Origin of the sequence: Flavobacterium sp. NKUCC04_CG (assembly GCF_019345525.1) — a bacterium.
In the GTDB taxonomy this organism is placed as follows: Bacteria; Bacteroidota; Bacteroidia; order Flavobacteriales; family Flavobacteriaceae; genus Flavobacterium.
Map to the genome: position 1 here is coordinate 49,034 of NZ_JAHKRA010000011.1, position 19,737 is coordinate 68,770.

Genomic DNA, 19,737 nt, shown 5'->3' on the forward strand with positions numbered 1-19,737 from the left:
ACCTCAAGCTTTTAATCCCAAATGCAGATCAATCAATTTCTGGCGTAATTCCCTTTCGTCTATACGCTGTTGAATCTGCACTTTTTTAGACTCGTCAGCGGTTTCTTCCAACTGCTTTTTATTTTTAGACAGATAAGAAGCTGTACCGCTTTTAAACTTAATCATAGCAGCTTGACTCATTTGCTCCACCTCTTTTTGGATTCGATACTCCTTGAGCACTTGGTGTTGTGCCGATATCTTTTTATGATCGCGGTAATGCTCCAGTTCGTAATATAACTTTTTATTGTTGTTAAACTCCTCCGAAGCCTGGGCGGTTATAGCCAAATCTTCCTCCGGTGCGACTTCTAACGCTCCATTTCTGATTTGCTCCAGTTTGGCATGTAAGGCGTTGTACCTTTTCCATGATGCGACCAATTTACCGGTAACAATATGCATTTCTGCGGGGCAATCTTTATCGGTGAGAAAAGGAAATAAAGTATGTAAATCGGTTTTAATAACCGTTTCTTCATCCACGGTATTGACGGGTTCCTTTACAGGTTCCTTGGAATCTTCTTTTAGTTTAGGCGTAGCTAACAAGGATGCCTCACTGATTCCATAGATTTTTTTTAAATCGTATAGCAGGTTGGCAACATTGCTTTCTGTTGCTCCGATGAGGTTGTAATTCCTTAATAAATTGGAATTGATTCCTGCTGATTTTCGGAGCAACACAAAAGCTTCATTAAACTGATCTTCGCGCTTTTTGGGTAACGCTTTTAAAAACTGTATTACTATATCTTTCATAACTCAAGAACTTTATTAGGTAAAGTTGCTTATTGTTAGAAAATCTGATTGTGACATGGAAAATTAAAATACATTTGCCTACCAAATTACAACCTTATGAAATACTTTACTCTTATAATAGTAATCCTTATATTATTTACTGTTTTATGTATAGCTATAGATATTACAGCTGAAACCGAGACTCTAAGCTCCTACTGCAGAAGTATCGCCTGTGGTAATATGACGTTATTAATTACATTATTTATTGTTGAAATTTATTTAAAGAAAATTCGAGAGAAAGCTGAAATCAATATTGCGAGAAAACGAAATGAAATACAAGTCTCTAACGCCATTAAAACACTAAATGTTGCATCCAATAATCTATTGATTTCGTTAAAAGATTTAATGAGTGAAAATCTTACAGATTTCACAGAAAACAGTATCGATCTTGAATACAGCAATCTACAATTTATGTATAACCCCTCAATGATAGTGGGTTATGGTCTATTAAATTCTAAAATACAGAATTACAATTTACAATTTAAAGTTTTTCAACAAAGATTAAACCAAATCATAATTTTAATTGATTTTAGTCGTCATAAAGAATTATACGATATTCTATTTGAATTATATTTATATAACGAAAATAACGGAAGAGTCATCGATACTTTTATTGAAAGCAAAGAAACAATTATAGAATCGAAAACAATAGAATTATTAAAAACGCAAACTGAAACTCCTCGGTCGGATGATTATAGAGTATTCCTAGGATTATCAGGAGTTCTTTTTAATCTTATAGAGTTTAATACTTTAGAAATAATCAAAATTCGTTCATATAAATTAACATGAATAACAACCAATTCTTAGCAACATTTTATACATTTATACAATGTTCGTTACTAAACAAGACATCTTCGCCCTTAATGTATTATCCACAACGAAAAACTTGGTTAATGTGGATACAATACCGGCGGTTTTTATACAAGACTTTCAAATATACTTCTACGGAAAAACCCTTGTAAAAAAAGATGATGCATTATTAGCTTACCCTCACGACATCAAAGCTTGGGTGCAATTTATGTACTATAAATACAGCTAAACCATAAGAAAACCCCCACAACTGTAAACCAATACAACTATGAGGGTTAAAAGTATTCCGAATAAAAAACCTATTCTACTTGGAGGTAATCGGCAAAAGAATTTTTAATTTCTTGATCGGAAAAGGGTTCGAATGCCTGTGTAAAGTATTTGGCATGGCGCAACAGTAATACTACTTTATTACGCAGTTCTTTTTCCTCGACAAAATCTGTCATCAGGAGAACTTCTATGAGTTCATGAACATCATGGTCTAATGTTCGAAAGTTGGACAATCGTGCGGTATCTTGTAGATACCGCACCGCAGCACTCATCACAGCCTGCGATGAAGTCGCATTTACATTTTCTTTTTGCATACTAGAAAATATTAAATAGACGAAGCCCTTACTTTAGGTGTGCAAAACAATCTAGGATTGAGTTAGGACGGTTTCCCGTTCCTTCACCATTGTAAGGGCTCGCTTATGATACGAAATAATTTTAAAAAGGATTTCTCCTAGTATTGTTTTGCAACATAAACCTACAAAAATATTTTTATTCCACAAAAAAAGGACATACAAATGTATATCCTTTTTTTCTAAAATTTCAAGAATCTATATCGAGTTCAGTATAATTCCAACAAGCACTATAAGGCCAATAGATAAAGCTATAACTGTGATTGTAAAAAAGAAAACAACATTGTTTCTAATGCGTATAATATCTGATTCGATATGTTCTAACTTGCGAACTATTTTCTCGTTTCCTTCTAGTTCTTCATAAGGTTTTTGGAATTCTTCCATAACTAGGTGTTTTAAGGTTGTACACTAATTATTTTCTTTCAAATAGGCGTATGCTTTTAGTACTAAATCGATGCCATCGATTTCTTTCTTAGATAGTGTTCGTGTTTTTGTGTATTTCCCAGATAGCCTCATTTTTGGAGTTTTACTTTTTACAAGATTTTCCAAAAAATCTACAGTCAAGTCTGAAACTTTAACATCAATCCACTCATGTACTGTTCCATCGCTACCGATTTCTGACTTTTTATTTTGATATTTATCAAAATAAATATATTGGGTATTTCCATCGTAGGACAAATACGCATCTTCAAAAAATATCCAACCAATACCGTTATAAGACATTTTTAAACGCAACAATATAGTATTTTCTTTTTGCCCTAAATAAAGCGATGTCAAATGTCTGTTGTTATAATGAATCAAATATGGCGTTTCATACCAAGTCCAACCCGACACATCATCGTAGTTTTTCTTTAACTTATCCAACGCTATCTTCTTTTCTGCTTCTACCTTTTCCTTCTCAAAAGCAATTTTTCTTAAATCCTCTTCTTCAGCTAAAAAAGCTTTCTCATAAATCTCCGTAGTTTCCTTTAATTTGTTAAACTCGGGATGTCTCGTTTTTAGCTCGTTGTATAGGTCTTGGACATGCCCATACTTTTTCATTTCGTTGGCTTCTATCAATTTTGCATACAGCTTATCTGCTCCATGTAAACAGTTGTCCAACTCCGTTTCTAAATTTTTAATTTTATCGTTTAAAGACTCTATTTCGGACTTAAGAGTACACGACATAAAAAGAAAAACTACTATCAAAATTGAATAATATTTTTTCATATTTCTACTTTTTAATTACATAAACTTCGATCGACATATACCTTTTTACCACTGGCACTGATGTAATAACAGCCGCCTCGCGGTCCGCGGGTATAGGAACGGGAGCTACTGCTGCGTTTTTTAGCAGTAGGCGTCGTCTTCGAGGATGTAGAAGTGAAATTGCTCCTCGTGGTTGAAGGGGTTGTCGAAGGGAGGGGCTTCGACTCTTCTGTTTTTTTCTCGCCCTTATCGGCGTAATACCAGGTTTGGTCGGGTTTTAAAACTACTCGATCTCCAGTGGTGGTTATGGCATAAATAACTTCCTGCGCATAACTCGAAAATGAAAACAAAGTGGCCATAAAACACATGATAATACAATGTTTCATCAAGATATTTCTAATTAAATGATACTTGCTTTTACCTTATCCGAGATAAATATATAAAAATCAAGTTAATGGTAGTTGGGTTGGGGTGTTAAAAAAATTACCAAGCGGCATTCACTCTAAATGACTTATCTATTTTTTCACCATTTATGTTTTCAAATGAATGTACTCCTGGCTCACTTAATTTTAAAAGATCATTAAGAGCTTTATTATTAATAACACATGTTCCTAAGAATTCATCAAACTGTGTTTTATCTTTAAAGAAATATCTCATATTATCTTCACTCAACGTAAATAGTTTGCCTATATTATCTTGAGGACTAGCTAATTTGTAAAACAATTCTTCTAAATGTGATTCTAAATACTTCCAAAATCCTGTTCTACTTTCTGCTACAAGACCTAATAAGCTTTTGTACATAGGTTGATTGTTTTCAATAATAATTGATGGCCTATAAAATGTAGTGATTTTCTCTAAAGATATTTTTTTCTCTAAAGCTTGTGTCAAATAGCATTGCTGAATTTTGTATAAATATTCATTGCTTACTTTCTTAAAATTAACTCCTCTTCTAAGATGATTTCCTATAAAATTATTCCTAAAAATACAAGGTTTATCCGTCACAAAAAAAGCTTTAATTTCGATATTTAAATTATTAATATGTAGATCGAGTGCACTATTTTGCTCTTCTATAATTTCAATTACTTTTTCGATTAAAAGATTATATTCACTATAGAGACTCGGTAAAAGCAAGTCACAGTTTAAATTTTTATTTAGCAATTGTCTAAAAATCTCTACAACTTTATGTTTTTCGTCTGAATTTGAAAGACCCCATTTTATAAAATATAATAAATTATTTATCTGCTTAGATGTATTAATATATGAATCAATCATTAGGTCTTCTTTAACCAAAAGCTCGTTTATTTGTTTCTGCGTAATATCATCTGTTTTCTCTTGTAATATAAAGTACAGATAAGTTTTATGTGGATTTCTAAATGAGTTAAAACTAGGGTCAATTTGATCTAGATAATGAAATAACTTTAAATTAACATCTGTAGCAATATCTAATTTATGTTTAACGGTTAAATCCACAATAACTGGCAACCTGAACTCGGTTAATGAACTAAATGAATTCAAATCTAATTCTTGCAAAACTAACGCAGTAAAATCCTTATAAAATTCGGGAAGCCTAAATTCGATGTAATTTAAAATAAAAAACTCTTCAAAATTAAGCTCCTCTTTTAAGTTTAAATAATGATACATTAAATTGTGAACAAACATTTTAATTTCCCTTAGGTTATTAAAACGCAACATTTTAGCAACGGAATACTGCTCAGGAAAAGAAGATTCTCCGTTCTCAGGGAATAATATAATATCTGTTTTTATTTCACGGAATGTCTTCTTGAGTCTATCGTCATAATTACCTTTAAAATATTTATCTAAATAGTCTATACACAATTGAAATGTATCTAACTCATCCGAATATATTAACCCTACTTCTTTTTGGATGATTTTTTCTAAATAATTTTCAGGCTTCGGAATTTTTAAACTTTTCAAAGAATCAATCACATACTGTTTGTCGTAGGCTAAAAGGAAAATTACATTTTGAAACATAGCACTATTGCGCACTAATTTTAATACTTCAAAAACCTCTTCGTTATTCAAACGATCAATATCGTCAACAATTATTAAAAAACGTATTCCCGCTTCTTCCATTGCTAAATTGATACTATCATATAGAGATTTTAAAGTAGATTTTTCTTTTAAAAAAAACATCTGAAAAAAACCTACAATACTTTTTGCTACACCCGCTCCTTCGTATCCCAATAACAACTTTTTATAATAATCCAACTTCGAGCCTATTTGCAAGCCATTCTTCTCTAATATTCTCTGAAATTCATCAAAAAAGTCACTAATTACATCATTCGCGCTATTAGATTTCCACGGGTTAAATTCGATTACTACATGTTTATCTCTTTCTTCACATGTGATCCGTTCTTTTAAAAGATTGATAAAAGAAGATTTCCCTTTTCCCCAACTTGCATTAATTCCAATTACAAACGACTGTGAATTTTTAATCCCTTGTATATACTGAAACATACGATCTACTTGGTATCCAAAATCTAACGTATCTTGTTCTTTATTCCAAATAGGCCCATGTAAATTTTCTTTCAATATCTTAGCTATATCACTACTTGTAGCTTTTCTAACTAGAAATGTATGGCACTTACAAGCAATTACAAAGTCAAAGAGCATTAATACTAAAAAGATTACAGGTACTATTCCAATACTTAAATGATTCCAAAAATGGAACAGAAATAAATCCGCTAAAACAATAATGATTATATTGACTAGTAACAATAAAAGTATGTATTTTACTTTTTTGAGAAAATCTAAATCCATTGCATAGGCAATTAAAGCAGTTATAACCAACGGAAATATCTTAGTTAGCCACGAATCAAATTTCAATTGTCCCCAAGTGTTTTTTACAAACCAAGTATCGATAAAGTCATTAATGGGAGTATAGAACAGCCAGTAGGTAAAAAGAAATATTGCACTATAAACAGCAGTTCTTATATATTTTGACGAGAAATTCATATTTAAAATTTGCCAAATCTAGCCTTTAAAAACCAAAAAAACACCCTTTCGGTGCTTATTATCTATTTTTTTCTATCCAATCGTATAAATCCTTTAAGGTTAATCCTAAAGTGTGTAGATTCGTTCGGCAATGTAGGGCGGGAATTTCTTTGTCTTTTTCGCGGTGGGTAATGGTACGTAGGCAGTTTGGGCATTTGTAATGGTCGTGTGAAGCTGTTGTACGCAGGTAAATACATCCTTTTGATTTGAGAAAGGCAATCCAATCTTTGGTTTTTACTGGCCTGTTATTCCCCATAATCGCTTAGCTGATAATTTCAACTTCGGCCGTTTTGACTGTGGTGCTGGTAAAACCCTGTAAAACCTTGGTTTCGTCTCTATACGCCTTGGAGAAATTGAGCAAAGTATCTTTTTTAAATCCTAAATTCGTAAAGAATGCTTCACGTTCTTGGTCGGTAAACGTAGCGATATCATCGATAAAAACATCTACATTATGTTGAAACGATTCGGTTGCTTCTTTTTGAGTATTTCCATATCCGCTAATCATCAGAGTTGGCGCAATTATACAAAAAAATGCTTCCTCTCGACCTTCGATAACAACAAAGTGTAACTGTATTTTAGTTTCAGTTATGCGAATCGTTTCTTCAATATTTTGCAAGGTCACACTCATAATCAGTAGTATTTAAGCAGTAATGTACTTATAATCAAATGTATTGTATAGGATAAATATACTGCGTTTTTTAAAACAAAACTGTTAAAGGTATTTCAAAAAAACACCTTTAACAGTTAACCACAAAAATTCAACTCCTAGAAACTTCCAAAATGTAATTTTTACTACCTCCGTCAAACACTTGTAAGTTGATTGCAGCATCGCGAAAACCCGTCCAATCGGCGCCGTTTTTAAGCAGTACTACGATATTTGCGTTGGTACCCGGCCCGCTTTTTAGTACTGGAGGATCTTCGTCGCCATTGCCTATTAAGGTGATGATGGTTCCATCGGCATGATCAACTTGATTGAACTCAATGTTCTCGGTGGTGTTTAACGGCGTGAGTCGGTATTGGGTTCCCCTTTCCAAAGTAGCCGTTATTTTGGAACCGGTTAGTTGTGCTTCTTGCAAAACCAAGTCTCCGAGATAATGCCCCGGTACAAACCCCGTGGCAGCGTGCTGTTCAAAAACCAACATTTGCTTGCGCGCATCGTTGTCGTCTTGCATGGACGGTTTTAGTTGTAAAGGGGCGCATTTACTTCCCAATACTTTGCGGAATTTATCAGTGCAGGATCCGTAGATAATGATCACATTTCTCCCGGTCCAATTCTGAATAAATTCGTTAATAGCCAAATCGTTTCCCGGGTGTTCGCCTTCAAACTTTTGTTTAAATTGCACACTATCTTCTTCGCCTTCCGATTCGTAGGAGGCTTTGGATTTAGACGGTGTCATATAAACCTGAATCATCGAACTGTCTGCTTTTAGCACAAAATTTCCCTCCATTTTTACGCCGTTGAAGTCGCGTTGGGGAAAACTCAGTACGTCGTCGATATCGATGATAGTCACGTTGGGTTCTTTTGGAGCAGAAGCCCCTGGCGATGCGCCAGTGGGTTTCTTTACTGATGTTTTGATATACATAACTCTTAATTTTAAATGGCACGTTTTAGCTCAATCCACACATTTTCTATAAAGACGAGCTCGATATAGTGTTGGCTCGTTTTTAGTTCAACCGCTTCGCTTATTTTGATGCTGTCCGTATTTTTAATAGTTACCACAACATCCACTTTGTCATTTCCAAACACCTTGATGGTTTTGCCTTCCACCCCTCCTATAATCGATTTAATAGTTGTGGATACTTCGCCTTGATATACAAATTTGTTTCCGGAAGTAACGTCAATGACATCATCTTCAAACGGAACATCGGTTACCAGAAGCTTGGCTGTTGTGGTTCTCGACACTTCTTTTAATTTACCTTCATCAGTTACCAACAAAGTCAATACCCCATCGGTGTTTAGCGGATAGTCGGAGGTTAGTAAGAGCGACGTATTTTTCTTGACTTTCTTGGCCGTTTGCAATTTTTTGTTTCCAAATATTCGGATGATTTGTCCTGGTAAAGCCTCTTCTATACTTGTGATGTCGGTTCGCCAGTCGGCGTCGACTTGAATCGATGGATAATGCAATTGGATAATTCCACTGGTATCGTCAAATACAGGAATTTTTACTCCGCTGTGGAAAATCGGCACGCTGTTGGACCATACTTTTTGTACTTCAAACTCGCGAGGATCTTCGTCCTGTAGTTTGGTACCAACGAATACCAAACGGATTCCCAAACGGTAATCAGCAAATATGTGAGTATCTCTTTTTTCGTGGGTTATGGTAAACTTTCCTTTTTCGTCCACTTGATAGTCCAAGACTTCGACGTTTGTCGATTGGGTGATGCCAATAAACTCGGTTTGCGTCATGTCGCGCAAAACCTGAAATTTAAAGTTGGGATAGTCAATCGGATGGTTTTCTTTGTACTCTTGTTTTCCCGAATCGGTATTGTAATGGTGTTGGTATAAGAAACCGGCACGTTCGCGATACCAGTGCATTAAGGTTGACGAAATCTGAATTTCATTGCCTTGTTCGTTGCGCTCGGTTTCGGGTATTTTCTCAATCATGGTTTTGATGTAATCCACAATGTTTTCCGGCGTAGGACGACCAATATCAAAGGCGCGGTATTTTTTAGCCACATCTCTAAAGTAATACCAATAGTACATCAAACCGTCTTGTGAATTGATAGCAGCCCCTGGATTGCCATCGCCATCTGGAGTAGCGACATAGATTCCGTTAATTTGGGCAATACGATCGTCTGCAGCTTGGCGTTTTACCAATTCGCTTAAAAGGAAAAAGACAAACGACATTTTCCACGGATGCGATCCTTCTTTATTGTAGGAACGGATCCAGGTGTTTTCAATTTTTTGAAGCTCGTAACCGTCAAAAGTAATATCGATTTTTTTGCGAAATACCCTACCCTCTTCTGCTGCAATATGGAATCGATTTTTAGGTTTCCATCCCTTGGATCTGCCTTGTACAATTTCTGCAGGAATGATATAACCATCGGCCACACGATCCAATACTCCAGTTCTTCTAGACCATTCTGCAGGTAAACTATAGGTATCGTTAAACAAACTGTTTAAGGCTTCTGGATTTTGTCGTACAAAATGCTCGACGTCATCTTGTAATAGCGGGATGTTTCCCTCCTTATTAAAGTCTGTAGCCTTCATAGAAAAGTCGCGCAAACGCGCGTTCCAACTTCTCTTTTCAAAGGCATCCCACGATTTGCCCGAGGCAAAAAGATGGGTAGGTGAATGCAATAAAGCGACGTTTTTCATCAGTTGGGTTTGTAAAGGTGATGTTTCAACTTCCGGCTCTTCCATAAGAATGGCCATAAGCTCTTTTTGCTGTTTAAATTGTGCTTTCAATTCTTTTAGAGATTCCAACACATCCGTAGAAACTGGGGGATCAGATTCATCCATATTTTCATTGGCACTGACCATGACCTCTAAAGCTTTGATTTCTTCCTGTATCGTTTCTAAATCGGCCTTGTTTTGCAACACATTTTTGATTTCGATATCTATGGCATCAATCATCTTTTCAGTAAAATCGTCTCCAAAATGCGCTTGGAGTTGTACTTTTTGCGCGTCTGTAAACTGAGTGGTTAGTGCATCTGTATCTATGGGTATTTCTTTTATTCCCAAAAATGCTTTTACTGCAGCAACCGTTTTGGCTAAAATTTTAAAATCCATAATAGTATGTATAAAAGGGTTATTAATTCTTTTTAATATGTTGCAATTCACTGAGGTATTTGGCCATTTCCATGGCTTCTCCCATACTTCCTATTCTATCTATCAACTGCAATTGTAATGCTTCTTCCGCTCCAAAACTTTTTCCGGTTAATAGCCCTGGATGATTCGCTTTTAAACGCGGTCGTTTTTCTTTGACAAAGTCTTGAAACTGTATGGCCTTTGGTGACAACATTTCTTTTTTTATCATTTCATATTTTCCTTCTTGTGCTAAACGGACGGACTCGTTTTTGTGTTTGGATTCGTCGGGATATACTTGGTGAAATTCGTAACCAATACTTTCTAAGTATTTTTTGTTATCCATCCAAGACAACATCACTCCAATCGACCCAATTTGAGCACTGATATTGTTATCTGCCATGATGTAATCAGACACCGCTAACATTCCAAACAAATGCGCTGAACAAGCTTGATCGCACAATCCGACTACGGGTTTGGTTTTTCGCTTGCCAAACTCTACCAAAGGGCCTATCGCCGCAATCGATCCGCCAGGACCATCGACATTTAAAACGGTTCCGATAATATTGGGATGCTGATTCGCAAAATCCAAAGCTCGAACGATATCCAAGGCTCCATAACTGCATATATCGCCGTATTTGGTCAGTAATCCAATGGCATCAACTACGGCTATACTGTCTTTAGGAATGGTGATTTTTTCGTTTTTAGCGGCTTTTACAGCTTGGAAATTGGAATCGAATACCGTAAAAAGCGATTGGGGTTTGACAAACTCATCGGTGCTGTTTTCAAACAAAAAACGGTAGGCCAAGGGTCCATAAATCGGTAAAGCCTCTACTTGAAGCGCCCAAATGCCGCGAAGTAATTCCATGACTAAGGTATTTGTTTTCATCGTTTGATTATAAAAGTTAACACTAAGAATATTGCCAATACTCCCAATGTCCAATTCCTCCATTGCATTCCCTTTTGTAAATCTTTATTTTTTGCTTGCCACTGAAGGATCTCCGATTGCAAGCGAATTATATTGGCAGTATTTTCTACTTTTAAAGTGTCCACCCGTGTTTTCCAAACGGTTTGAATCTGTTGATCGGGACACTTGACTTTGTTTTTTATCATTGTTCCTACCGAGTCCTTTACCTCTGGACAGGGTATCTCCACTCCCGGGAGTATTTCTCGTAGGGTATCTACTCGTGTCTTGCCTTCTACAATCTGAAATTTTGGCGGAAAATTTAGCGCACATTGTTCGGCTAAATAATCCGGATTGGCTTTTAAAAACTTTCCGGCGCGGTCTTTTAACGAAACGCATCCGGAAAGTAAAAACACCATGGAAAGCAAGTATATGGTTCTCATCGATTATGGGGTAATAGTTGTTTAGAAGGTGGGTTTTCTGCTGAAATGGTCAACCAATTGTATTCTGGAATAGCATCAAATGACGGGCATTCTTTAATGCGTTCCCACGGCTCAATGGTTCCACTCTTATTTAAGTCTTTTGAAAAATCTCGATGCCCCAAGATCATCAAATCTACCGTACAATCTTTTCCGTTTTCCGTTAACCAATTTATCGCATCAAAAATTTCTTCTAACAAGGCCGATTTCTGCGCAACGGTTCGCGTATCTAAAGCCTTAGTTACATTTTCTCTCTGTACACCTCCTCTATAACAGATGTTGATACACTGGATATTAAATCCTTTGACACCGTTGGTAATATCTTCGTAATTGGTCAGTTTTTCGCGAGTACCGTCGTAATTTACCCAGGTGTGGTAGCCAGGCGCATTCCACCCTTTTGTTTTCCAAAAGGCCTGCATGGATTCCAAGGTGCCGTGACCGGCTTGACAGTGAATCACTATATACTTAATTTTTTTTGCCCTGCTCATCATCTAACTTGGTGTGAAGTTTTTGAATAAATAACTCTACCGATTTTAAACCCGAATAGCCCAACAAAAAAGCAATTCCATACAACGACTTATCTGTTAAATCCAACCAATCGCCTAACAACGGGGTTAAGTAATTGGCTGCAAAACCTCCGGCGAGTACTGTGATTATTTTTTGTCCGCGTGTCATCTCTTTTGGTTTTTTAGTTAGAGAAGTGATCCCGCCAGCAATCCCTGCAAAAAACAGTATCATTTCCAATCCTATTAGGTCGAAGAACTTTTTCATTCGGCTTATTTTTAGTAAAACTAAAGGGATTGTATCTCTAAAACTGTGACATGCTTTTTACTTCGCAATTCGATTGGAAACAAGTCCCAAACGGGAGAGTTTGGTATTTTTCTTGATTTCGCGATAGTACAACCGCCTTAACGATTCTACAGAGAAACCAAACTCCAACAGTTCGTATTTGTCAATAAAAGAATTGATGGCTCGGATAATATGAGGAAAAGCACTGTTTTCGGTATGACCGGTTACATAATACACAAAGGCAATTCGAAAGATGTCTTCAAACAAATCGTTAATGACTTCCGTGGCTTCTTCAGGAAGTTCTAAAAAGTGATATTTGCCAGAGACTACTTGAAACACCGATCCGCTGTATTGTTTTTGATTATGGCTTTCATTGATGGTCAGTAAAATTTTTAACTCAGTCAGTTTTATCGGAACTGGAGTTTTGACCAAAAGCAATCGAATGATTTTACTGAGTGATGAGGAAAACATCAATCCAAAAGACTTGGATCGAAAATTAAGGTAGTGAATTTCTTTACCTTGTATCTCGTGAAAGAAAAAGGAAACTAAATGAGGTCTAATATGTACAGGGACATTAGTTTTCATTTGTTTAGTTTTAGTGGAAAAAGAATCGTTATGTTGTCATGCTTCCCCGATTTACATTTTTAATTTTAAGAATCCTCTGGAGTCTACATACATCGTTCCTGGACTGATGCGCTCGTTTCTCATAACATCTTTCTCTTGTATAATATCTTTAAATTGCATAGCAGGATGAGCAATGCCATTAAGCTCTACAGCCGTAAAATTAATACTCCCAATTGTGTGCCTATCGGGACTATCCAAACCAATAGATAAACCGTTTTCATCCGTATCGAGATACACCACCGTTGCTTCTAATCCGGGAATCTTTAAGCTATCTGTCATTATTTTTAATCGTTCTGCAATAACATTCATTAAACGTATTCCCGTAAACACCCCTTTCCGACAGTAAATACTCCCTTCTTTACCATCAATAATCAAATTGGAGTTGTGCAAGTTTGGAGTCGGCGATATCATCTTTAAATCTTTAAAAACAAATCCGGCAATATTCGCTCCTTCCGTAATTAATAAGTTTACTGCTAGTTGTTCCATCGCGTTTAATCGTATATAATGGCTGTTCGGATTTATTGGAGCCACAACATTGTTATACCCATCTTTTAATCGCCACCACGAATTGGTATTGCGATGGTAGATATAGTCAAGTACGTCAACATTATTGCGGTGGGTTTCTCCCCTAATCCATTCTCGCTGTACTGGGATTACACCAGTTCGACCTGGTTCTCCATTAGTCACTTTTGATATTGAAATCGAATCTTCGTAAATAGCGCCATCTGTGGCGGTAACCCTTACTTTAAAAACAACAGCTTGAGTGACTTGATCATTGGCAATAATTAAACTCTGATTAGCTCCTACAGAGGTGTTACCACGCCACCATCGGTAAGTATTTACTTCTATTCCACTGTGCACAACCGATAAGGTTATAGTTGAAGGAACCGCACCGTGAAATTGATTTCCGGTACAGTTAATCCGTATAAACTTAGCCCTTTGAAGTAATTGAATACTTCGTCTTGATCTAACTATTGCTCCCATTTTACACTTCGTTTGCTTCAAATAAAACATCTATCCCATCGCCTGAAGCAATTACTTCGGCATAGGTTACCGTATAGGAACCCCCCGTTGTTTGAGTGCCCACAAGGGTTCCGTCGGTTTTTATCTTTTGATATTTGTACGTCCAATTACCGGCTGCTTGAGTTGTGGTTCCTCTCAATACCACTTTAGGCGTATAAACAACAGTCTCGCCTATGTCCAATGCACTTTCGTTACCCGTAACATTAAACATCAATTCCAATACATCGGTTTCGTCGCGTACGGATATTAATGCGGTTTTGACCCACTGTCCTGCTTCAAAAATGTCCACCGCATAGGTATCGTAAGTAGCAATATCGGCTGCAGTGAGTGTTATAGTCTTGGTCGTTTTTCCCGGTAACAACATTCTGTGATCAGCTACATTGTCGTTGGTCAAATCCAAATTAGGATCTAAAGTCATTTTATACCATTGGTAGGTATTGGCTGTTTGAATAATCCCCCCTTTCTCTAATACCGCTTCGAGTACAACCGTTGGAAATTGTTGAGTTATCGTTGCTCCTCGACTGTTTTGATCAATTATATAGGCAGTATAAGTATTGGCACTTATGTTTTCCTTTATCACCGTGATGTTGGCGTGAATGGTCATCGTATGCCCGCCACTAAATACCGACGCACTAAATTCAATACTGCTTGTGGTTTCGATTTGCTGCATGATATCCGCTTTTATTTTGATAGCAGGTACTTGTACAGTTCCCAACTGCTGTACTGTTTTTTCAAAGCGGCTGTCCGTATCCGAAATCACAACTCCATTAAATTTCCAAATCTGAGAAGTGATATTATTTGACGCAATAGGTGTATTGGTCAAAGTTGTCAATATCTGTACGTAAATGATTCGGTGGTTTTCCTCCAAGGTCCAACTGCCGATAACCGAATTGTTTTGATATTTAGAAACAAGTGGTTTAGTGGCTATTAGTCCGGTCATTAAACTATCACCTCTTTTTATCACACTTATGGTTCTACGCCCTCTTACAATTTCCATTTTTCTGTTGTTTTTAACGCCTCTGGCGTGGTTAATTCTCCAAATTCGTCGGTGGTATTTCCCGACTGCTGCTCCCAAAAAGTCAAAATATCTCGTTTGAATAAAACCAACTCTCCTTCTTTTCTAAAGTGATGCTTCGCGTTGATAATTCCCTTTTCTATCGCCAATTTTTCATTCATTAATATATATTTCATCACTTACTCTTTTAAGGTTAAATCTTCTCGCAGTTCCACATCTAATTGTTTGTTTTGACTGTGGAGCTCCACTATTTTTTCTATGGGAATTTTAATTTTAAAACCCTTGTATAAAAACCTCCCATCAGGTTGTTTTAACCATCCTACCGAAAAGGCATTTTCGGGATTCTTTAAGGTTCCTTCACATGTATTGATAATCATTTCCGCTTCTACAAAGGTTACCGATGGATTGATTCCCCCTTGTGTGATGAGGATTTCTTCCTGATATTTTGGATATTTTTTCATCAATAAAAAATCGCCTTTGTAAACCTTAGCCGGTTTTTGATCAGGTCGGTAATTAGCCGGTAATTCCGGAGGAAGATTCCCGTCTTGGTTTAAATTCTTTAGGTCGTTGGAACAATCTGCTACTTCTACAGTAATAACGGTTCCAGTCTGTGAAATTTCCGACGCAGGCACAAATAGTCGACTGCTTTTGGAATTTAAATACCCTCCTGAATCTGTAATTTCGACACCGTTTTTGTACCAGTAATAAGCCGCAGGTAAAACCGATGTTTCTCGAAACAATTGTGCCTGTACTACCAAACCCGCTTTGTTTTGTGTTAAAAAAAGATTTTCACCATGCGGACAGTTGGTTTCTAAAACGGCAGGAGACACCGCAGTTGGCGTTGTCAGCAATACAAAAGATTGTTGAAAATGCGCCGTTCTCTTTGAATCAATATCAAAATATTTAGCTGTAAAAATCAAGGTGGCCGATTCGGTGTCGGCTATATTTTTAAAGATTTTCAACCACCCTTTATCTACTCCAGTTCCAATTACAAATTCAGTATCGGTTGGTAATATATCTTTTAAAACACCCGATTCCGATATTTTCCATTTGACATCGGTCAAGTGTTGATTGACCAACCCAGTCTTAAATCCGTGTGGATCGGTAACACCGCATTCTACCAAAATTACCAATGGATCCAGTCTCCGATCGGGATTAAAATATTGTGTATTGGCGTCGTAAAACTGCCTTTCCGATCCACTTAAAAAACGAATATTTCTATAGGTAGAAAAGGGCTTGTAAACGAGTTTTATCATTTTGTTTGTTGTTCTCATAAGCTTACTTCAGTAATTATCTCGTTACCATTTACGATGGCTTGACAAATAAAGGTCACACCATGATCGAAAACCTTGGGTGTAAAATCTTCCGGTTCTAAGTGTAAGATGGGTTGGTTTTTATCCAGTGCCCAAATTTGATCACTGTCGCGATCCTCATCCGTATTACCCGACTCCCGAAACCATTGCCAGGAAACCACATCGTCGTTATAAGGTCGAAAGTATTTGGTTACTGTTGGCGTTAAAGTGGTTTGCATAAAGTTGGGATCTAAAAAATCTCCTGCAGAAGATTCAACAATAATTTTTAAATCTTCATTACCCACAATTTCCTGAATCCCAGCTTCTACTTGGTTTTGTATGTCTTGATATAGCACGACCTTTTTAGCTACGTTGTCAGTTACCCAAATTTCTACCAAGCCACGATTTAAATCTTCAGAATTGACCTCAATAGCCGCGTCTTCCGCATCTTTAAAATGCGTATAACGTCCTTCATTAGCCACCATATAACGATAAAATCCCGTTGGAATCGGTTTTATATTAATTAATGCTTCTTGCTTTTCCAAACCAGCAGCTTCCAATCGATTATACAATTCATTAATCGCATCACGAAATAAGTTAACTTCTCGAGCATCAAGTTTTTTCTCCTGGCTTAGATAACGCAGCGACTTTTCTCTTTCGGGAGTATTGATTTTATCTTTAAATGCTAAAGGGAAATTCATCTTAGTCATGACTCAAAAAGTTTATGGGTAATATTTCTGGAAATCCCAATAAATCGGTATTGGGTTTTAAGAAACCGGCCGGTGTAATGCTCTCTGTATAAAACTCCACTTGCAAAAAATTGCCGATGGTTTCTGTAGTTACTTTGGGGTTGCGGTTTTGGATGTAATCGTTTCTACCGATTACCACTTCAAAACCGTTGTTGTAAACCAATTTGATGTTTCGAACTAAGTGAAAAACTTCCGTTCGCACGGACCGCATCGCATCAAAGGATGGAAATCGGATTACAAATCGTTGTTGGTATCGGGTTCCTGCTCGAGCTGTCGCGGAAGTTTCTTTAAACTGAACGGATCCCTTTCCAAAATGGGTGGTAATCCAATTGGTTCCCAATTCAACGCTATCATAAAAAGCTGCAGTTGTTGATGAATTCACAGGAAGGAGGTTTCCGTCAAAGTCAAGGTAAACGGAAATTAAACTAGGGGCTCTATGGATTTTTGAAAACAAACTCATAACTGCACTTTTAAACACACTAATATAATAAAGTTTTACTAAACAGTAAAACAAAACTAACTTTAACCCCCTAAAACGGTATGTCCTTTTTATTTTTTGGCCTATAGTGCAGTTTTGTAATTAATTTAAAACTGTTTATTATGAAGAATACCATTGCGAAGTTGCAGGATGGAAAGAGAAATCCTCGACGAGACTATTATTATTGGGAATTGTTATATGCCATCGACGATGACCTAAAAATTGAAGAGTCATTTAAGAACAAAGCGCTTCTAGAATCCTTTAGAGATGATATTAAAAAAATCGGATGGGCGTTTCATAATCTACGCCGTGTAGATCGCTCAAAACTTTTTGATTTTGAATGTCTTTGTAATACGTATGCGTATATCATTTGCTAATAAAAAAGGGAGGAACTAATTCCTCCCTTTTTTATTAAATATATTTCCTAAAAGCTTTAATCGTTTGAAAAGTTCCGTAACCAATCATGATTTTACCTATAACGAAAGATAAGATCGAAAGAACGCTTAGAGTAACTCCCCATAAAATTATCCAAAAACCTCCTGTAAAACCAGCAGCTAAATTTTCTAGCAACAAATTAAATCCTGCAAGAATCCAAAAGTAATTGAGATACGAACACCAAAAATCACTTTCAATTAGAAAAAAAGTATTAGGATCCCCTCCATAATAAAAATGATCAAATGTTAAAAGATAATATGCCGCAAAAAAAAGTAAACTGGATAAGAAGGTAAATAAGATTCCTCGAGCCCAACTGGTTCCAAAATTATTAGACCACTTATTTAGATATAAGATCACTTTATCCCAAAAATTTGCTTCCTCAGATATTGAGAAACATTTCATTTCCTTTTTATAATATGCATTATATGTAATTTGATTATTGTTTTTCTTAAACTCATTTTTTAAAATACAAGCCGATTCCCAGTCCTCGACAGTAAATAACTGATTAGATTCATGATTTATAAATCCAGGTACGGCAGCACTTTTTAAATGAATCATTCTAATAAAAACATCATTAAAATAAACTCCCCCTTTTACTACCGCTTTTGTTAACTTTATAATTCCATTAGGCAATTCTTTATTATTTATGTCTTGAAACCTGACAATTGCAGTATCATAAATAGTTGCCTGGTCAAAATTTATTTCACCTGCGAACATCATTTTACTTTCTGAATTATCATTCCCTAAAAACAATTCTCCGTAAAGTTTTACTCTGACAAAATGAATCTTTGCGTCAAGCATTCTATTATGTACTAAACTTATTGTACTGTTAAAAATTGAATCTGTAAAGTTTAGTCCTAAAATAAACTCTGACTTTAAAATAAGTACAGAATCATCAAAAGTAGTTGCTATCGCATTAAGAGATTTACATTGTGTAGATTCTAAATAAAAATAACTCTTAAAATTTGAATTACTAATATCTATAGTTTTCCAACGGTTTTCATATACATTAAGTCCTGAATTAATAATTGCTTGAGAAAAATTTAATGAAGGTAACTTATCTAAATCAATATCTTCAAAATTATTATTTTCTAATAAAGCATTTTCTAACTTAGAATTTTTAAAAGTAACATTTTCGCCAAAACTATTTTCTATTAATAACAGTGTTTTCTTAACTTCTATATAGTCCAAAATCAATGTCTTTTTAAAAACGCTTTTTATTATTTTAAAATTTTCTTCAACAACAATATTGTCAATAAAACTAAAATCAGCAATATTAAGTTCCGATTTAAAACAATTAAAACCTCCTTCAAAGATAGACAAACGTAAAAAATTAATATTGCCTTCACTAGAAGTAACATCAAAATCATTCTTAAAAGTTACTTTTTTAAAAGTAATTCCTTTATGAAACTGTACTTTAAAGAGTTCGAATTTATATTCAAAAACACATCTCTCAAAAATTATATTTATATTTATATTTATATTTTTAAATTCAAGTCCAAAAGTATAGATGCGAATTTCATTACTTGAATTTTCGTCACGAATTTTAGCATTACAAGCCCCCTCAATAGTATCCAAAAAAGTACTAAAATCTAACTTAGTATTAAAATGGATATTTTTAAAATGTAAAATATTTTTCTCAGCATCATAATATTCATTACCAACTCTATGTAAATCTTCACTGTTATTTATTACAAGCATAGCAATCGTTTTAAAAAGCGAATTTAACCAATTATAAATGAAATGTTAAAA

24 protein-coding genes are annotated in these 19,737 nt (G+C 35.6%); 3 read left to right on the plus strand and 21 right to left on the minus strand.

What is annotated here, in order from left to right; all coding sequences use genetic code 11:
- Nucleotides 1–3: 3 nt before the first annotated feature.
- Nucleotides 4–780: a hypothetical protein gene (locus KO524_RS10065; protein WP_219293583.1), complete on the minus strand. Its 777-nt coding sequence runs from the start codon at nt 778–780 to the stop codon at nt 4–6.
- 96 nt (nt 781–876) lie between these two features.
- On the opposite strand from KO524_RS10065, the gene KO524_RS10070 reads away from it, so the two are divergent.
- Nucleotides 877–1,608, plus strand: coding sequence for a hypothetical protein (locus KO524_RS10070; protein ID WP_219293585.1), 732 nt, complete (start codon nt 877–879; stop codon nt 1,606–1,608).
- 40 nt (nt 1,609–1,648) lie between these two features.
- The gene (locus KO524_RS10075; RefSeq protein ID WP_219293586.1) at nt 1,649–1,858 is read left to right on the plus strand and encodes a hypothetical protein; all 210 of its coding nucleotides are present in this window, start codon (nt 1,649–1,651) and stop codon (nt 1,856–1,858) included.
- Between the two features lie 70 nt (nt 1,859–1,928).
- Here the strand turns inward: KO524_RS10075 and KO524_RS10080 are convergent, their stop codons facing one another.
- From KO524_RS10080 to KO524_RS10170, 19 genes are all read right to left on the minus strand, one after another.
- Entirely contained in the window at nt 1,929–2,210 is a 282-nt protein-coding gene (locus KO524_RS10080; RefSeq protein WP_219293588.1) for a hypothetical protein, read from the minus strand.
- A 444-nt stretch (nt 2,211–2,654) separates the two neighbouring features.
- Entirely contained in the window at nt 2,655–3,455 is an 801-nt protein-coding gene (locus KO524_RS10085; RefSeq protein ID WP_219293590.1) for a hypothetical protein, read from the minus strand.
- Between the two features lie 11 nt (nt 3,456–3,466).
- Nucleotides 3,467–3,820: a hypothetical protein gene (locus KO524_RS10090; protein ID WP_219293592.1), complete on the minus strand. Its 354-nt coding sequence runs from the start codon at nt 3,818–3,820 to the stop codon at nt 3,467–3,469.
- Nucleotides 3,821–3,917: 97 nt separating this feature from the next.
- A complete protein-coding gene (locus KO524_RS10095) occupies nt 3,918–6,410 on the minus strand; it encodes a P-loop NTPase fold protein (protein WP_219293594.1) in 2,493 nt (830 codons plus the stop codon).
- A gap of 58 nt (nt 6,411–6,468) precedes the next feature.
- Complete coding sequence (locus tag KO524_RS10100; RefSeq protein ID WP_219293596.1) at nt 6,469–6,705, minus strand: hypothetical protein; 237 nt, start codon at nt 6,703–6,705, stop codon at nt 6,469–6,471.
- Nucleotides 6,706–6,711: 6 nt separating this feature from the next.
- The gene (locus KO524_RS10105; RefSeq protein ID WP_219293606.1) at nt 6,712–7,077 is read right to left on the minus strand and encodes a hypothetical protein; all 366 of its coding nucleotides are present in this window, start codon (nt 7,075–7,077) and stop codon (nt 6,712–6,714) included.
- 130 nt (nt 7,078–7,207) lie between these two features.
- Nucleotides 7,208–8,032 carry a hypothetical protein gene (locus KO524_RS10110; RefSeq protein ID WP_219293608.1) on the minus strand — a complete coding sequence of 275 codons (825 nt, stop codon included), beginning with the start codon at nt 8,030–8,032 and terminating at the stop codon, nt 7,208–7,210.
- Between the two features lie 11 nt (nt 8,033–8,043).
- Nucleotides 8,044–10,182, minus strand: a complete 2,139-nt coding sequence (locus KO524_RS10115) for a hypothetical protein (RefSeq protein WP_219293610.1) — start codon at nt 10,180–10,182, stop codon at nt 8,044–8,046.
- A 22-nt stretch (nt 10,183–10,204) separates the two neighbouring features.
- Nucleotides 10,205–11,086: a S49 family peptidase gene (locus KO524_RS10120; protein ID WP_219293612.1), complete on the minus strand. Its 882-nt coding sequence runs from the start codon at nt 11,084–11,086 to the stop codon at nt 10,205–10,207.
- Nucleotides 11,083–11,544, minus strand: a complete 462-nt coding sequence (locus tag KO524_RS10125; protein WP_219293614.1) for a hypothetical protein — start codon at nt 11,542–11,544, stop codon at nt 11,083–11,085. Before KO524_RS10125 ends, KO524_RS10120 begins: the two co-directional genes overlap by 4 nt.
- Nucleotides 11,541–12,038 carry an N-acetylmuramoyl-L-alanine amidase gene (locus KO524_RS10130; protein WP_370629729.1) on the minus strand — a complete coding sequence of 166 codons (498 nt, stop codon included), beginning with the start codon at nt 12,036–12,038 and terminating at the stop codon, nt 11,541–11,543. Before KO524_RS10130 ends, KO524_RS10125 begins: the two co-directional genes overlap by 4 nt.
- Nucleotides 12,039–12,045: 7 nt before the next feature.
- Nucleotides 12,046–12,351, minus strand: a complete 306-nt coding sequence (locus KO524_RS10135; RefSeq protein WP_219293615.1) for a hypothetical protein — start codon at nt 12,349–12,351, stop codon at nt 12,046–12,048.
- A gap of 57 nt (nt 12,352–12,408) precedes the next feature.
- Nucleotides 12,409–12,954: a hypothetical protein gene (locus KO524_RS10140; protein ID WP_219293617.1), complete on the minus strand. Its 546-nt coding sequence runs from the start codon at nt 12,952–12,954 to the stop codon at nt 12,409–12,411.
- Between the two features lie 51 nt (nt 12,955–13,005).
- Entirely contained in the window at nt 13,006–13,977 is a 972-nt protein-coding gene (locus tag KO524_RS10145) for a hypothetical protein (protein WP_219293619.1), read from the minus strand.
- Between the two features lies 1 nt (nt 13,978).
- Nucleotides 13,979–15,013: a hypothetical protein gene (locus tag KO524_RS10150; protein WP_219293621.1), complete on the minus strand. Its 1,035-nt coding sequence runs from the start codon at nt 15,011–15,013 to the stop codon at nt 13,979–13,981.
- Nucleotides 15,001–15,207, minus strand: coding sequence for a hypothetical protein (locus KO524_RS10155; protein WP_219293623.1), 207 nt, complete (start codon nt 15,205–15,207; stop codon nt 15,001–15,003). Before KO524_RS10155 ends, KO524_RS10150 begins: the two co-directional genes overlap by 13 nt.
- Nucleotides 15,208–15,210: 3 nt before the next feature.
- The gene (locus KO524_RS10160) at nt 15,211–16,287 is read right to left on the minus strand and encodes a hypothetical protein (RefSeq protein WP_255555230.1); all 1,077 of its coding nucleotides are present in this window, start codon (nt 16,285–16,287) and stop codon (nt 15,211–15,213) included.
- 14 nt (nt 16,288–16,301) lie between these two features.
- Entirely contained in the window at nt 16,302–17,033 is a 732-nt protein-coding gene (locus KO524_RS10165) for a hypothetical protein (protein WP_219293627.1), read from the minus strand.
- The gene (locus tag KO524_RS10170) at nt 17,026–17,532 is read right to left on the minus strand and encodes a hypothetical protein (protein ID WP_219293629.1); all 507 of its coding nucleotides are present in this window, start codon (nt 17,530–17,532) and stop codon (nt 17,026–17,028) included. Before KO524_RS10170 ends, KO524_RS10165 begins: the two co-directional genes overlap by 8 nt.
- A gap of 140 nt (nt 17,533–17,672) precedes the next feature.
- Here KO524_RS10170 and KO524_RS10175 point away from each other — a divergent pair, with 140 nt between their 5' ends.
- A complete protein-coding gene (locus tag KO524_RS10175) occupies nt 17,673–17,927 on the plus strand; it encodes a hypothetical protein (RefSeq protein ID WP_219293631.1) in 255 nt (84 codons plus the stop codon).
- A 34-nt stretch (nt 17,928–17,961) separates the two neighbouring features.
- On the opposite strand, the gene KO524_RS10180 is transcribed toward KO524_RS10175, so the two are convergent.
- Nucleotides 17,962–19,686 (minus strand): hypothetical protein, encoded by a 1,725-nt coding sequence (locus tag KO524_RS10180; protein WP_219293633.1) that lies wholly within the window; start codon nt 19,684–19,686, stop codon nt 17,962–17,964.
- Nucleotides 19,687–19,737: the final 51 nt, after the last annotated feature.

Excerpts from the sequence above, each read along its gene's own strand:
- KO524_RS10065 (WP_219293583.1), bottom strand. The coding sequence starts at position 780 with ATGAAAGATATAGTAATACAGTTTTTAAAAGCGTTACCCAAAAAGCGC.
- KO524_RS10070 (WP_219293585.1), top strand. The coding sequence starts at position 877 with ATGAAATACTTTACTCTTATAATAGTAATCCTTATATTATTTACTGTT.
- KO524_RS10075 (WP_219293586.1), top strand. The coding sequence starts at position 1,649 with ATGTTCGTTACTAAACAAGACATCTTCGCCCTTAATGTATTATCCACA.
- KO524_RS10080 (WP_219293588.1), bottom strand. The coding sequence starts at position 2,210 with ATGCAAAAAGAAAATGTAAATGCGACTTCATCGCAGGCTGTGATGAGT.
- KO524_RS10085 (WP_219293590.1), bottom strand. The coding sequence starts at position 3,455 with ATGAAAAAATATTATTCAATTTTGATAGTAGTTTTTCTTTTTATGTCG.
- KO524_RS10090 (WP_219293592.1), bottom strand. The coding sequence starts at position 3,820 with ATGAAACATTGTATTATCATGTGTTTTATGGCCACTTTGTTTTCATTT.
- KO524_RS10095 (WP_219293594.1), bottom strand. The coding sequence starts at position 6,410 with ATGAATTTCTCGTCAAAATATATAAGAACTGCTGTTTATAGTGCAATA.
- KO524_RS10100 (WP_219293596.1), bottom strand. The coding sequence starts at position 6,705 with ATGGGGAATAACAGGCCAGTAAAAACCAAAGATTGGATTGCCTTTCTC.
- KO524_RS10105 (WP_219293606.1), bottom strand. The coding sequence starts at position 7,077 with ATGAGTGTGACCTTGCAAAATATTGAAGAAACGATTCGCATAACTGAA.
- KO524_RS10110 (WP_219293608.1), bottom strand. The coding sequence starts at position 8,032 with ATGTATATCAAAACATCAGTAAAGAAACCCACTGGCGCATCGCCAGGG.
- KO524_RS10115 (WP_219293610.1), bottom strand. The coding sequence starts at position 10,182 with ATGGATTTTAAAATTTTAGCCAAAACGGTTGCTGCAGTAAAAGCATTT.
- KO524_RS10120 (WP_219293612.1), bottom strand. The coding sequence starts at position 11,086 with ATGAAAACAAATACCTTAGTCATGGAATTACTTCGCGGCATTTGGGCG.
- KO524_RS10125 (WP_219293614.1), bottom strand. The coding sequence starts at position 11,544 with ATGAGAACCATATACTTGCTTTCCATGGTGTTTTTACTTTCCGGATGC.
- KO524_RS10135 (WP_219293615.1), bottom strand. The coding sequence starts at position 12,351 with ATGAAAAAGTTCTTCGACCTAATAGGATTGGAAATGATACTGTTTTTT.
- KO524_RS10140 (WP_219293617.1), bottom strand. The coding sequence starts at position 12,954 with ATGAAAACTAATGTCCCTGTACATATTAGACCTCATTTAGTTTCCTTT.
- KO524_RS10145 (WP_219293619.1), bottom strand. The coding sequence starts at position 13,977 with ATGGGAGCAATAGTTAGATCAAGACGAAGTATTCAATTACTTCAAAGG.
- KO524_RS10150 (WP_219293621.1), bottom strand. The coding sequence starts at position 15,013 with ATGGAAATTGTAAGAGGGCGTAGAACCATAAGTGTGATAAAAAGAGGT.
- KO524_RS10155 (WP_219293623.1), bottom strand. The coding sequence starts at position 15,207 with ATGAAATATATATTAATGAATGAAAAATTGGCGATAGAAAAGGGAATT.
- KO524_RS10160 (WP_255555230.1), bottom strand. The coding sequence starts at position 16,287 with ATGATAAAACTCGTTTACAAGCCCTTTTCTACCTATAGAAATATTCGT.
- KO524_RS10165 (WP_219293627.1), bottom strand. The coding sequence starts at position 17,033 with ATGACTAAGATGAATTTCCCTTTAGCATTTAAAGATAAAATCAATACT.
- KO524_RS10170 (WP_219293629.1), bottom strand. The coding sequence starts at position 17,532 with ATGAGTTTGTTTTCAAAAATCCATAGAGCCCCTAGTTTAATTTCCGTT.
- KO524_RS10175 (WP_219293631.1), top strand. The coding sequence starts at position 17,673 with ATGAAGAATACCATTGCGAAGTTGCAGGATGGAAAGAGAAATCCTCGA.
- KO524_RS10180 (WP_219293633.1), bottom strand. The coding sequence starts at position 19,686 with ATGCTTGTAATAAATAACAGTGAAGATTTACATAGAGTTGGTAATGAA.